Here is a 14,212-nt window from a genome sequence, read left to right as displayed (position 1 = left end):
CACATGTCATGGCCGGCCTCGTGCCGGCCATCCACGTCTTCAACCGCTGCCGCGGAGAGAAACGAATGAACATCCATGAATATCAAGGCAAAGCGGTCCTGAAGGAGTTCGGCCTGCCCGTCTCCAATGGCGTTGCCATCTTCTCCGCCGACGAGGCGGAGGCCGCTGCCAAACAGCTCGGCGGCCCGCTCTGGGTCGTGAAGTCCCAGATCCACGCGGGCGGCCGCGGCAAGGGCAAGTTCAAGGAGCCTGAGGCCGGAGAGAAGGGCGGCGTGCGCCTTGCCAAGTCGGTGGACGAGGTGAAGCAGTTTGCCCAGCAGATGCTCGGCAAGACGCTGGTCACGATCCAGACCGGCGAGGCCGGCAAGCAGGTCAACCGCCTCTACATCGAGGACGGCTCCGACATCGAGAAGGAGTTCTATCTCTCCATGCTCGTCGACCGTGAGACCGGCCGTGTCGCTTTCGTGGTCTCCACCGAAGGCGGCATGGATATCGAGCAGGTCGCCCACGATACCCCCGAAAAAATCCTGACCTTCTCGGTCGATCCCGCGACCGGCGTGATGCCGCATCACGGCCGCACCGTCGCCAAGGCGCTGGGCCTGACCGGCCCGCTCGCCAAGGAGGCCGAGGACGTTGTTTCGAAGCTCTACAAGGCCTTCATCGCGAAGGACATGGAGATGCTTGAGATCAACCCGCTCATCGTCACCAAGGACGGGCACCTGAAGTGCCTCGACGCCAAGATCTCCTTCGACGGCAATGCCCTCTACCGTCATCCTGATGTGGTGCAGCTCCGCGACATCACGGAAGAGGACGAGAAGGAAATCGAGGCCTCCAAGTACGACCTCGCTTATATCGCGCTCGACGGCACCATCGGCTGCATGGTCAACGGCGCCGGCCTCGCCATGGCGACGCTGGACATCATCAAGCTCTACGGCGAAGAGCCGGCGAACTTTTTGGATGTCGGCGGCGGCGCGTCCGAGGAGAAGGTGACGGCGGCGTTCAAGATCATCACGGCCGACCCGAACGTGAAGGGCATCCTGGTCAACATCTTCGGCGGCATCATGAAATGCGACGTCATCGCCCGCGGCGTGATCGCCGCGGTGAAGACGGTCGGCCTGCAGGTCCCGCTGGTGGTGCGCCTCGAGGGCACCAACGTGGAAGAGGGCAAGCAGATCATCCGCGAATCCGGCCTCAACGTGATCCCGGCGGATGACCTCGACGACGCGGCGCAAAAGATCGTGAACGCGGTTCGTAAGGCTTAAGAATGCGCTTTCATCTGTCCAGCGCTGTGATGTTGTGTTTCCTGAGCGGGATTGTGTCCGCTCAGGGCGTTCATGCGCAAGCAACTGTACAGGTGAAATCGCCTGAAGAGGCATTGGTTCGTCTTTTCACGCGACTCTGCATCGATATTGGTCCCGATGCATCGGAAGGTGCAAAAGTCGCGCAAGCGCTCAAGTGGAAGCAGGGGGACAGTGCCGGTTCCGCTCCCTTGTGCCAAGCTAAAGGCGGGAATTCAAAATCAAGCTTTGGCATCTACAAAGATGAGAACTTCGGTTATCCAGTGTATGTCACGCTAGGCGAGAATTTCACAGCGAACGAACGCATCCAGACCTGTGCTGTTAAGCAAGTTGGTATCGACGTAGATGCTGCAATCGCATTGTTCAAGCAGACCGCAGGTGCTGGTCCCAGCCAAACCCACGACCACGGTGAAATGCGCGAGACTGTTTGGGGATTGCGCAAAGGCCAAACGAAGTATCGAGTTACCGCATTAGATTTCCGCCCTTCGCGGAAAAACGACGTTGTCCTCGCAATCTGCAATGACGGGAGCTGAGTGCTGCATGAAAATTCTCTCTCATTTTCACCCGTTATTCCTCAATAAAGAGACGCCTTAATGTCCATCCTCATCACCAAAGACACCAAGGTCATCTGCCAGGGCTTCACCGGCAAGAACGGGACCTTCCATTCCGAGCAGGCCATCGCCTACGGTACCAAGATGGTCGGCGGCACCTCGCCGGGCAAAGGCGGCTCCACGCATCTCGGCCTGCCCGTGTTCGACACGGTCATGGAAGCGCGCGAGAAGACCGGCGCCGACGCCTCTGTCGTGTACGTTCCGCCTCCGGGCGCGGCCGATGCCATCTGCGAAGCCATCCAGGCCGAGATCCCGCTCATCGTCTGCATCACGGAAGGCATTCCGGTGCTCGACATGGTGCGCGTGAAGCGCGCGCTCGAAGGCTCCAAGTCGCGCCTCATCGGCCCCAACTGCCCCGGCATCGTCACCGCAGGCGAGTCGAAGATCGGCATCATGCCGGCCAACATCTTCAAGCCCGGTTCCGTCGGCATCGTGTCGCGCTCCGGCACGCTCACCTACGAGGCGGTGTTCCAGACCACCAACGAGGGCCTCGGCCAGACCACGGCAGTGGGCATCGGCGGCGACCCTGTGAAGGGCACCGAGTTCATCGAAATGCTCGACATGTTCCTCTCCGACCCCAAGACCGAGTCGATCGTCATGATCGGCGAGATCGGCGGTTCGGCCGAGGAAGAGGCGGCCGCGTTCATCGCCCGCGAGGCCAAGAAGGGCCGCAAGAAGCCGATGGTCGGCTTCATCGCCGGCCGCACGGCGCCTCCCGGACGCCGCATGGGCCATGCCGGCGCCATCATCTCCGGCGGCAAGGGCGGTGCGGAAGACAAGATCGCCGCCATGGAGGCCGCAGGCATCCGCGTGTCGCCGTCGCCGGCCCGCCTCGGCAAGACCCTCGTCGAGGTTCTCAAGGGCAAGTAACCGATAAAGGCCGCCTCGAACCCGGGGCCGCCCACAGTCATTTTGAAATCGAGTATTGTCATGGCACGCCAAGACGCCAACGAAAAGCTTCTCAACACCGCCTTCCTCTATGGGGCGAATGCACCCTATATCGAGGACCTTTACGCCCGCTACGAGCAGGATCCGTCTTCGGTCGACGCCGAGTGGCAGGCCTTCTTCGGTGCCTTGAAGGACGACAAGCAGGCTGTCGAGAAAGCCGCCAAGGGCCCGTCCTGGGAGAAGCCGAACTGGCCAATCCACGCCAATGGCGAACTCGTCTCGGCGCTCGACGGCAACTGGGCGCAGGTCGAGAAGGCGGTCGGCGACAAGATCAAGGCGAAGGCACAAGCCAAGGGCGCCGAGATCAGCCAGGCCGACGTGCAGCAGGCGACCCGCGATTCCGTGCGCGCCATCATGCTGATCCGCGCCTATCGCGTGCGCGGCCACCTGCATGCCAAGCTCGATCCGCTCAACATCAATCCGCCTCCGAACGATCAGGAACTGCACCCGTCCCATTACGGCTTCACGGAAGCCGATTGGGACCGCAAGATCTTCCTCGACAACGTGCTCGGCCTCGAATTCGCAACGATCCGCGAGATCGTCGCGATCCTGGACCGCACCTATTGCCAGACGCTCGGCGTCGAGTTCATGCACATCTCCGATCCCGTCGAGAAGGCCTGGATCCAGGAGCGCATCGAGGGACCCGACAAGGAGATCACCTTCACCAAGGAAGGCAAGCGCGCCATCCTCAACAAGCTCGTCGAGGCGGAAGGTTTCGAGAAGTTCCTGGATGTCCGCTACACCGGCACCAAGCGCTTCGGTCTGGACGGCGGCGAATCGCTCATTCCGGCGCTGGAGCAGATCATCAAGCGCGGCGGCAATCTCGGCGTGAAGGAGATCGTGCTCGGCATGGCCCATCGCGGCCGCCTCAACGTGCTCACCCAGGTGATGGGCAAGCCGCATCGGGCGCTCTTCCACGAGTTCAAGGGCGGCTCCTTCGCGCCCGACGACGTGGAAGGCTCGGGCGACGTGAAGTACCATCTCGGTGCCTCGTCGGACCGCACTTTTGATGGCAACAACGTCCACCTGTCGCTCACCGCGAACCCGTCGCACCTGGAGATCGTCAATCCGGTGGTGCTCGGCAAGGTGCGCGCCAAGCAGGACCAGCACGGCTGCACGCCGGACAATCGCACGGCCGTGATGCCGCTCCTCATCCATGGCGACGCGGCCTTCGCCGGCCAGGGCGTTGTGGCGGAATGCTTCGGGCTGTCGGGCCTGCGCGGCCACCGCACCGGCGGCTGGATCTCGTTCATCATCAACAACCAGATCGGCTTCACCACCGACCCGCGCTTCTCGCGCTCCTCGCCCTATCCGTCGGACGTGGCGAAGATGGTCGAGGCGCCGATCTTCCACGTGAACGGCGACGATCCGGAAGCCGTGGTTTTTGCCGCCAAAGTCGCGGCCGAGTACCGGCAGAAGTTCCAGAAGCCTGTCGTCATCGACATGTTCTGCTACCGCCGCTTCGGCCATAACGAGGGCGACGAGCCGGCCTTCACCCAGCCGCTCATGTACCGCAAGATCCGGTCGCATCCGGCCATCGTGGAGCTCTACTCCAAGAAGCTCCTCGCCGAGGGCGTCATCACGGAGGCCGAGCTCGAAGAGATGAAGTCGAGCTGGCGCTCGAAGCTCGACGCCGAGTTCGACATCGCGTCGAACTACAAGCCCAACAAGGCCGACTGGCTCGACGGACGCTGGTCGGGCCTCAAGGCCGTGCGCGAGGATCAGGACGATCCCCGCCGTGGGCAGACAGGCGTGTCGACCGAGACCCTGCAGCAGATCGGCAAGGCGCTCACCTCGGTCCCGGAAGGCTTCCACCTTCACCGCACGATCCAGCGCTTCCTCGACAACCGCAAGAAGATGCTGGAGACCGGCGAGGGCTTCGATTGGGCCATGGCCGAGGCGCTTGCCTTCGGCTCGCTCCTGCTCGAAGGGCACCGCGTGCGCCTCTCCGGCCAGGATGTGGAGCGTGGCACCTTCTCGCAGCGCCACTCGGTGCTCACCGACCAGGAGAACGAGGAGCGCTATACCAACCTCAATCACATTGCTGAGGATCAGGCCCGCTACGAGGTCATCAACTCGATGCTCTCGGAGGAGGCGGTGCTCGGCTTCGAGTACGGCTATACGCTCTCCGAGCCGAATGCGCTGACCCTTTGGGAAGGTCAGTTCGGCGACTTCGCCAACGGCGCGCAGGTGGTCTTCGACCAGTTCGTGTCGTCGGGCGAGCGCAAGTGGCTGCGCATGTCGGGCCTCGTCTGCCTGCTGCCGCACGGCTACGAGGGCCAGGGACCGGAGCATTCCTCCGCCCGCCTGGAGCGCTTCCTCCAGATGTGCGCCGAGGACAACATGCAGGTCGGATACTGCTCGACCCCGTCGAACTACTTCCACATCCTGCGCCGGCAGCTGAAGCGCGACTTCCGCAAGCCGCTGATCCTGATGACGCCGAAATCCCTGCTGCGCCACAAGCGCTGCACGTCGTCTCTGTCGGACATTTCGGAGGGAACGTATTTCCACCGGGTTCTGCAGGACGATGCTCAGACCGGGCGCGACGTCACCAAGCTGGTGAAGGACGACAAGATCCGGCGCGTCGTGATCTGCACGGGCAAGGTCTATTACGACCTGCTCGAGGAGCGCGAGAAGCGGGGCATCGACGATGTCTACCTGCTGCGCGTCGAGCAGCTCTATCCGTTCCCGGCGAAGTCGCTGGCGGCCGAGATTGCCCGCTTCAAAAAGGCCGACGTGGTGTGGTGCCAGGAAGAGCCCAAGAACATGGGCTCCTGGATGTTCGTCGAGCCCTATCTCGAATGGGTGCTCAAGACGGCCGGCTCAAAGGTGGATCGCCCGCGCTATGTGGGCCGCCCTGCCTCCGCCGCCACCGCCACCGGCCTCATGTCCAAGCATCAGGCCCAGCTGCAGGCCTTCCTCGACGAGGCTTTCGCGGCCTAAAACCCGCGGGAGCTCTCACCCGATTCCGAGGGGCTGGGAAACCAGCCCCGCAAAGACCAAAAGACGATCATGGCAACCGAAATCCGCGTACCCACCCTTGGCGAATCCGTATCAGAGGCCACCATCGGCCGCTGGTTCAAGAAGCCCGGCGATCCAGTGAAGGCCGACGAGCCTGTGCTCGAGCTCGAGACCGACAAGGTCACCCTCGAGGTCAACGCGCCCGCGAGCGGTACGCTCGGCGACATCATCGCCAAGGACGGCGAGACGGTGAGCCCCGGCGCGGTGCTCGGCTCCATCGTCGACGGCGGTGCGGCGGCGGCTCCTGCCGCTGCCCCTGCAGCCGCCCCCAAGGCTGAAGCCCCCAAGGCCGCACCGGCTCCCTCTACTGCGCCCGCTCCCGCGGCAGCCGCTCCCGGCGGCGCCCAGGATCACGGCCCGGCTGTTGCCCGACTTGCTGCCGAGAGCGGCGTGAGCCCGGCCAATGTCGGCGGCACCGGCAAGGATGGTCGCGTGACCAAGGGCGACATGCTCGCGGCGATCGCGACCGGCGGCGCCCAGGCTGCCGCGCCGTCCGCACCGGTTCAGGTGCGTGCGCCTTCCGCGCCGAGCGATGCCGAGCGCGAAGAGCGCGTGAAGATGACCAAGCTGCGCCAGACCATCGCGCGCCGCCTGAAAGAGGCCCAGAACACCGCCGCCATGCTCACCACGTTTAACGACGTGGACATGAGCGCGGTGATGAACCTGCGCGCCCAATACAAGGACGTGTTCGAGAAGAAGCACGGCACCAAGCTCGGCTTCATGGGCTTCTTCACCAAGGCGGTGATCCAGGCACTCAAGGACGTGCCGGCGGTGAACGCCGAGATCGACGGGCAGGACCTCGTCTACAAGAACTACTACCACATCGGCATCGCGGTCGGCACCGAGAAGGGCCTCGTGGTTCCTGTGGTGCGCGATGCGGACGACCTGTCGGTTGCCGGCATCGAGAAGAAGATCGCCGATTTCGGTAAGCGCGCCCGCGACGGCAAGCTTTCCATCGACGAGATGCAGGGCGGCACCTTCACCATCACCAATGGCGGCATCTACGGTTCGCTCATGTCGACGCCGATCCTCAATGCGCCGCAATCGGGCATTCTCGGCATGCACCGCATCGAGGACCGTCCGGTGGTGCGCAACGGCCAGGTGGTCGTGCGCCCGATGATGTATCTCGCGCTCTCCTACGATCACCGCATCGTCGACGGCAAGGAAGCCGTGACCTTCCTCGTGCGGGTCAAGGAAGCCCTGGAGGATCCGGCGCGCCTCGTGCTCGATCTGTAAGTTTTCAACATTCCTGTCATGGCCGGCCTTGTGCCGGCCATCTCGATCGGAGAGGCGCTGCGTTTCACCGGATCGGGATCACCGGGACAGGCCCGGTGATGACGAAGCGAGGGTTCAATCAATGTCCTACGATCTCATCGTCATCGGCACCGGCCCCGGCGGCTATGTCTGCGCCATCCGGGCCGCGCAGCTCGGCCTCAAGACCGCCGTGGTGGAAAAGCGCAAGACCCATGGCGGCACCTGCCTCAATATCGGCTGCATCCCGTCCAAGGCCCTGCTGCACGCCTCGCACATGTTCCACGATGCGCAGCATTTCGCCGACATGGGCATCGGCGTGAGCGCTCCGACCCTCGACCTCAAGACGATGCTGGCCTTCAAGCAGGAAGGCGTCGACGGCAATACCAAGGGCGTCGAGTTCCTGCTCAAGAAGAACAAGATCGATGCCTTCATCGGCACGGCGCGCATCGCGGCCGCCGGCCAGGTCGAGGTCACGGCCGAGGACGGCTCGAACCAGGTGCTGGAGACGAAGAACATCGTCATCGCCACGGGCTCGGACGTCACCCGCCTGCCGGGCATCGAGATCGACGAGAAGACCGTGGTCTCCTCCACCGGTGCACTCGAACTCGAGAGCGTGCCAAAGCGCCTCGTGGTGATCGGCGCCGGCGTCATCGGCCTGGAGCTCGGCTCCGTGTGGCGGCGCCTCGGCTCCGAGGTGACCGTGGTGGAATATCTCGACCGCATCCTGCCTGGCATGGACGGCGAGGTCGCCAAGAACTTCCAACGCATCCTCGGCAAGCAGGGATTCCAGTTCAAGCTCGGCGCCAAGGTGACCAAGGTCGAGCGGACCGGCAACGGTGCGACGCTCACCGTCGAGCCCGCCGCCGGCGGCTCGGCTGAGACCCTAGAGGCCGATGTGGTGCTCGTGGCGGTCGGCCGCGTGCCCTACACGCAGGGCCTCGGGCTCGACAAGGTGGGCGTCCAGCTCGACAACCGCGGCCGCATCCAGACGGACGCGCATTTCTCCACGAACGTCACCGGCATCTATGCCATCGGCGACGTGATCGCCGGCCCCATGCTCGCCCACAAGGCCGAGGATGAGGGTGTTGCCGTAGCGGAGATCCTGGCCGGCAAGGCCGGCCACGTGAATTACGACGTGATCCCAAGCGTGGTCTACACGTTCCCGGAGGTCGCCTCCGTGGGCAAGACCGAGGAGGAATTGAAGGCGGCGGGCATTGCCTACAACACGGGAAAATTCCCCTTCACGGCCAATGGCCGCGCCAAGGTGAACCGCACCACGGACGGCTTCGTAAAGATTCTGGCCGATGCCACAACCGACAAGGTGCTCGGCGTTCACATCGTCGGCGCGGAAGCCGGCAACCTCATCCACGAGGCGGCAATCGCCATGGAGTTCGGCGCCTCTTCGGAAGACATGGCCCGCACCTGCCACGCGCATCCGACCCTTGCGGAGGCTGTGAAGGAAGCAGCCCTCGCAGTGGAGAAGCGCGCCATTCACATGTAAGATGACCGGATGGCAAAGCTCCACTTCATCTACTCGGTGATGAATGCAGGCAAGACGACCCATCTCCTGCAGGTTCGCTACAACTACATCGAGAACGGCGGCAACGTGCTGCTGTTCACCAGCCTGATCGACGACCGGTTCGGCGTCGGCAAGGTAAAATCGCGCATCGGCCTCGAGGCCGATGCGATCCCCTTGCGCAAGAGCGATGACATCGGTGCCATCGTGGCGGCCGAGCACGCCAAGAAGCCGGTCACGGTGGTGTTGGTCGATGAGGTCCAGTTCATGACCGCCGACCAGGTTCGCCAGCTCGCCTGGATCGTCGACGAGCTGAATGTGCCGGTCATGGCCTATGGGCTGAAGAACAACGTCTACGGCACGTTGTTCAGCGACGCGATCATCGCCATGATGGCGCTGGCGCAGGATTTCCAGGAAATCAAGCAGCTCTGCCATTGCGGCCGCAAGGCCACGATGATCCTGAAATACGACCGCAACGGCGAGGCCGTGCGCTCAGGCCCCGTGGTCGAGATCGGCGGCGAGGGTCGCTACGTGTCCGTCTGCAGGCCGCACTGGACGGCTGGCGATATCGGTCCCGCAGCGCGGCAGCTTTTGGCCGAAGCCGTGGTGGCGGCGGAGTAGCCGGTGACAGTGACATGTCATCCCCGGCGGTCCGCAGGACCGGGAAGGGGATCCACTGACACGCTCAGCGCTATGGATTCCCTTCCCCTCCGATGGCTTTGCCATCTCCGGCCGGGAATGACACCGTCTCATTCTCACACGCTTCCGTCATGGCCGGACTTGTCCCGGCCATCCCGATCCGGTGAAGCGCACTGCTTGTCCAATCGAGATGATCGACGATCCGGATCGGGTTCAGGAGGGTGGCGAACGGAGTGAGCTGGGAGAGGAGGCGTCATTGCACGAGCATGGCCCCTCTTCCGACCTGCTGCGCAGGCCACCCTCTCCCACCGCAAGTCGGGTGTTCCCGACTTGCTCATCCAGAATGCCGATCCTGGGAACACCCAGGATCGAGTGGGGAGAGGGATAGCAGCGTGAATGTTCATTATTTGTTCTTGACAATCCTCCTAAGCTCGGCTATAGCTGGGAACATCCTCGCCCGACGAGGGGCGCGCTCGCGAGGCGTCGCAGATGTGGGGCAAGGAGCGGTCCCGCCGCAGGTCTCGCACACCTGTGATCGCGGGTGGCCGATCCTGGCTCAGTTCCAGGTCCGCTGAAACAAACCGCGCGTGATGAGCAGTCCGGCTCTCACTTACCACCACAACCATCGAGCCGGGCTGCCCAACGCGCCACCCTCGATCTTAACCTTCAGGCTCGCAGCACCCGCTGCGGGCCACAAGGCGCTGGCTCTGTGACAATCAGAGCAACAGCGTCATCCCGGACGGCAAAGCCGATCCGGGATCGCCCAAACCAGTCCAGCACTGTCATCCCGGGGCTGCGCAGCAGAGCCCGGGATCCATAAACACAACAGCACTTCAGCTTACACCGTCAGCGGTTATGGATCCCCGCCCTCGCGGGGATGACAGCGTTGAGCTTCCAGCACTTAGTCTTGAAGACGATTCCAAATCGGCTGTGGCGTCCGAGAGGACACCTTCAGCCTTGCTGCTTCACCCGCGCTCTCGGATGCGCCGCGTTGAACGCATCCATCAGCCGGGCCGCGTCCACCTTCGTGTAGAGCTGCGTGGTCGAGAGCGAGGCGTGGCCTAAAAGCTCCTGGATGCCGCGCAGGTCGCCGCCCTTGGCGAGCAGATGCGTGGCGAAGGAGTGGCGCAGGGCATGCGGCGTGGCGCTGTCGGGCAGGCCCAGCGCCCCGCGCAGCTCCTCCACGGCAAGCTGGATGATTCGGGGCGAGAGCGGCCCGCCGCGGGCCCCGACGAAGAGCGGCCCCTCGGGCGGGATCGCATAGGGGCAGAGCGCCAAGTACTCCTCCACGGCCCGCTGGATAGGTGGGATCACCGGCACGCTGCGCATCTTAGCCCCCTTGCCGGTGACGGTGACGGCGTCAATACCGTTCACGGGCGCGTCACGCCGCTGCAGGCCGAGCGCCTCGGAAATGCGCAGGCCCGCCCCGTAGAGCAGCGACAGCACGGCAGCATCCCGGGCCAGGATCCAGGGCTTGCGATTCTCCGATGCCCGCGTCTCCACATCCGTCACGGCCACGGCCGAGGAGGCGGACAGTGGACGCGGCAGGTTCTTCTCCACCTTCGGGGTGCGAATCGCCGCGAAGGCCGAAGCCGTCCCGAAGCCCTCCCGCTCCAGGTGCCGGGCGAAGGAGCGCAGGGCCGCGAGTTGGCGCATCAGCGAGCGGCTCCCCACCGAATCTATCCGCCGGGCCGCCAGAAAGGCCCGGATGTCCATCGGTTTGAGGCTCAGGATGCCCTTGACGCTCGGCGGCTCCCCGAGATGGTTCGTCAGGAACGCCAGGAACTGGCGCAGGTCCCGCGCATAGGCCTCGACGGTTTTTGCCGAGAGCCGCCGCTCCTTGGCCAGCGAAGCAAGCCACGCCATCGCCTCCCGGCGGGTGTCGTCTGCCCCGGGGAGGACCAGATCGAGAACATTTTGCGTGGCGCCGCTTGACATGAGTCCCATTTATGCAAGGGCAGAACCCTAACAGTCACAGGTTAACCTCTTATCCCATGACAAGCCGCATCGCCGATGTCCTCATCCCGCTCGCGCTGGACACGGCCTATTCCTATGCCGTGCCGGACGGCCTTGGCCTCGAGGAGGGCGACGTGGTGCAGGTGCCGCTCGCCAATCGCGAGGTGGCGGGCGTCGTCTGGGGCTTGCGCGAGGGGCAGGGCGGCAACCTGAAGAAGGTGACTGGGATCATCGACGCGCCGAATCTCTCGCCCGAGATGCGCAAGTTCCTGGATTGGATCGCCTGGTACACCCTTGCGCCCAAGGGTTCGGCGCTGGCCATGGGTCTCAAGATCCCGGATGCCGACCGGCAGGAGGTCGCCCGCGTCGGCGTGCGGCTGGCAGGCGCCCTGCCGAAGCGTATGACGCCTGCCAGGCAGAAGGTGGTCGAGCTAGCGCAGGATGGGGCCGTGCGGCTCAAAAGCGAACTCGCCCAAGCGGCTGGCGTTAGCGTTGGGGTCATCAACGGACTGATCGACGAAGGGGCTCTCGAAACCGTGGCCCTTCTGGCCGAGCCCGTGGCAGAGCTGCCCAACCCCGCCTTCGGCGACACCGCGCTCTCCGATGACCAGGGCGACGCGGCGCAGACGCTCGTTGCCGCCATGGGCGAGGAGTATCCGCCCGTGATCCTGCTCGAAGGCGTCACGGGGTCCGGCAAGACGGAGGTCTATTTCGAGGCCGTGGCCGAGGCGGTGCGCCAGGGCCGTCAGGCCCTGATCCTGATGCCGGAAATCGCCCTCACGGCTCAGTTTCTCGACCGGTTCGCCGCTCGCTTCGGCGTGAAACCCGCCACCTGGCATTCCGGCGTCACGGGCCGCAAACGCGAGCGGCTCTATGCGGCCATCGCCTCGGGTGAGGTGAAGGTTGTAGCCGGCGCCCGCTCGGCCCTGTTCCTGCCCTATGCCAATCTCGGCCTCATCGTGGTCGATGAGGAGCACGAGACCGCCTACAAGCAGGATGACGGGGTGCATTACCACGCCCGCGACATGGCGGTGGTGCGCGGCAAGATCGAGAATGCCACCGTGATCCTGGCTTCGGCGACGCCCTCCATCGAGAGCCGGGTCAATGTGGAGCGCGGCCGCTACCGCCATGTGCGCCTGCCGGAGCGATTCGGCGGCCGCTCCATGCCGCAGATCCGGGCCGTGGATCTGCGCAAGGAGGCCATCCCCAAGGGGCGCTGGCTCTCGCCGACCCTCGTCGCAGCCGTGGAAGACACGGTGGCAAAAGGCGAGCAGGCGCTGCTCTTCCTCAACCGGCGCGGCTATGCCCCGCTCACCCTGTGCCGCAACTGCGCCCACCGCTACGAGTGCCCGAACTGCTCCTCCTGGCTGGTGGAGCACCGGTTCCGCCGCTCCCTCGTCTGCCACCATTGCGGCCATGTGGAGCGCACGCCTCAAGCCTGCGTCGAATGCGGCAGCGTCGATTCGCTGGTGCCCTGCGGCCCCGGCGTCGAGCGGATTGCCGAGGAGGCGGCAGAGCTGTTTCCCGACAAGCGCTGCATCGTGCTCTCCAGCGATTTTCCCGGCGGCACGGAGCGGCTGCGCACGGAGCTGGCCGCCATCGCGGCGGGCGAGTTCGACATCGTCATCGGCACCCAGCTCGTGGCCAAGGGGCACAATTTCCCGTTCATGACCCTGGTGGGCGTGCTCGACGCCGATATCGGCCTTACCTCGGGCGATCCCCGCGCGGCCGAGCGCACCTTCCAGATGCTGCAGCAGGTCACTGGCCGCGCCGGGCGCGGCGAGAAGCCCGGGCGTGCCCTGGTTCAAACCTGGCAGCCGGACCATCCGGTAATCGCCGCCCTGATCTCGGGCGATGCCGAACGCTTCTACGAGGAGGAGACCCGGGTGCGCGAGATGGCGGGCCTGCCGCCCTTCGGGCGTCTGGCCTCCCTGATCGTCTCGGCCGCCGAGCGCGAGGCCGCGGAGGCTCATGCCCGGGCCATGGCCCTGGTGGCGGAGCCGCCGCCCGGCGTCACGGTGCTGGGCCCCGCCGAAGCCCCACTGGCCCTGATCCGCGGCCGCTATCGCTTCCGCCTTCTGGTCAAGACTGAACGGGAGGTGGACCTTCAGGGTTATTTGCGTGGCTGGATGGCCCGCTGCCCCAAGATCCGCGGCAACACACGGGTCTCCATCGATGTGGATCCGCAGAGCTTTCTGTGACCAACCAGAGAAATTTCATCTAGACAGGTACCATGCCCAAGATCGTCCATTGCATCCGCCACGGCCAGTCTACCTTCAATGCGCATTTCGCCGAGCATGGCGAGGATCCGGGGCATTTCGATGCGCCGCTCACGGAGCTTGGCCAACGCCAAGTGGCCGAGCGGGCGCCGGAGTTGCGCCAGCACCCTTATGAACTTGTCGTGACCTCGCCCCTGACCCGGGCGATCCAGACCACCCTGGGGCTGTTCGGGACCCATCCCGCGTCGCCGACGATTCTCGTGGAATGCCTCCACCGGGAGCACCTGGAGAGCAGCTGCGACGTGGGCCGCGCCGTCTCTCATCTGGCCCAGGATTTCCCCCACCTGCACTTCGGCCACCTGGATGAGGTCTGGTGGCACAACGAGGGCGAGGTGAACGAGCGGGGCTTCGTCTACGAGCCGCCCCATGTCTTCGAGGAGCGGGTCGAGCGGTTCCGCGGCTGGCTGGCGGAGAGGCCGGAAACGATGATCGCAGTGGTGGGCCACGGCACCTTCTTCAGCAAGCTTGTCGGGCGGTTTCTCACCAATTGCGAAGTCGCCGCCCTGGAACTTTAGGCCCGGCCTCGGCAGACGCCCGGTTTTTCCGGTCCGAACAGGGCTCAGCTCGCCTTGCGCCTCGGAAAAACCCATGCTAGTGCACCCTCGCCTGACGGGCGGAGAAGGCTCCCGTCCCGGGCTCATTTCCACACCTGACGGGTCTCCCGGATGCCTCGCTCGCAGGCCTTTCCGG

At 64.7% G+C, this 14,212-nt stretch carries 10 protein-coding genes; 9 read left to right on the top strand and 1 reads right to left on the bottom strand.

Annotated elements, in window-relative coordinates; translation table 11 throughout:
* The first annotated feature begins 8 nt into the window (after positions 1–8).
* The 7 genes from sucC (at position 9) to I2H36_RS08920 (ending at position 9,269) form a co-directional block, all read left to right on the top strand.
* Entirely contained in the window at positions 9–1,262 is a 1,254-nt protein-coding gene (gene sucC / locus I2H36_RS08950) for an ADP-forming succinate--CoA ligase subunit beta (RefSeq protein ID WP_281432980.1), read from the top strand.
* 2 nt (positions 1,263–1,264) lie between these two features.
* Positions 1,265–1,831 (top strand): hypothetical protein, encoded by a 567-nt coding sequence (locus I2H36_RS08945; RefSeq protein ID WP_196263536.1) that lies wholly within the window; start codon positions 1,265–1,267, stop codon positions 1,829–1,831.
* A gap of 60 nt (positions 1,832–1,891) precedes the next feature.
* Positions 1,892–2,779, top strand: a complete 888-nt coding sequence (sucD, locus tag I2H36_RS08940) for a succinate--CoA ligase subunit alpha (protein WP_196263535.1) — start codon at positions 1,892–1,894, stop codon at positions 2,777–2,779.
* A 60-nt stretch (positions 2,780–2,839) separates the two neighbouring features.
* On the top strand, positions 2,840–5,800 hold the full coding sequence (locus I2H36_RS08935) for a 2-oxoglutarate dehydrogenase E1 component (RefSeq protein ID WP_196263534.1): 2,961 nt from the start codon (positions 2,840–2,842) through the stop codon (positions 5,798–5,800).
* Positions 5,801–5,869: 69 nt separating this feature from the next.
* Positions 5,870–7,114 (top strand): 2-oxoglutarate dehydrogenase complex dihydrolipoyllysine-residue succinyltransferase, encoded by a 1,245-nt coding sequence (odhB, locus tag I2H36_RS08930; protein WP_196263533.1) that lies wholly within the window; start codon positions 5,870–5,872, stop codon positions 7,112–7,114.
* A 121-nt stretch (positions 7,115–7,235) separates the two neighbouring features.
* Complete coding sequence (gene lpdA / locus I2H36_RS08925) at positions 7,236–8,633, top strand: dihydrolipoyl dehydrogenase (protein ID WP_196263532.1); 1,398 nt, start codon at positions 7,236–7,238, stop codon at positions 8,631–8,633.
* Positions 8,634–8,642: 9 nt separating this feature from the next.
* Complete coding sequence (locus I2H36_RS08920; protein WP_196263531.1) at positions 8,643–9,269, top strand: thymidine kinase; 627 nt, start codon at positions 8,643–8,645, stop codon at positions 9,267–9,269.
* 969 nt (positions 9,270–10,238) lie between these two features.
* Here I2H36_RS08920 and I2H36_RS08915 read toward each other — a convergent pair.
* Positions 10,239–11,234 (bottom strand): tyrosine recombinase XerC, encoded by a 996-nt coding sequence (locus I2H36_RS08915; RefSeq protein WP_196263530.1) that lies wholly within the window; start codon positions 11,232–11,234, stop codon positions 10,239–10,241.
* A 47-nt stretch (positions 11,235–11,281) separates the two neighbouring features.
* On the opposite strand from I2H36_RS08915, the gene I2H36_RS08910 reads away from it, so the two are divergent.
* Both I2H36_RS08910 and I2H36_RS08905 read left to right on the top strand, forming a co-directional pair.
* Positions 11,282–13,444: a primosomal protein N' gene (locus I2H36_RS08910; RefSeq protein WP_196263529.1), complete on the top strand. Its 2,163-nt coding sequence runs from the start codon at positions 11,282–11,284 to the stop codon at positions 13,442–13,444.
* Positions 13,445–13,476: 32 nt separating this feature from the next.
* Entirely contained in the window at positions 13,477–14,037 is a 561-nt protein-coding gene (locus I2H36_RS08905; RefSeq protein WP_196263528.1) for a histidine phosphatase family protein, read from the top strand.
* Positions 14,038–14,212 lie beyond the last annotated feature (175 nt).

Origin of the sequence: Microvirga terrestris (assembly GCF_015694425.1) — a bacterium.
GTDB lineage: Bacteria > Pseudomonadota > Alphaproteobacteria > Rhizobiales > Beijerinckiaceae > Microvirga > Microvirga terrestris.
This window is presented reverse-complemented; position numbering and strand designations above follow the sequence as displayed.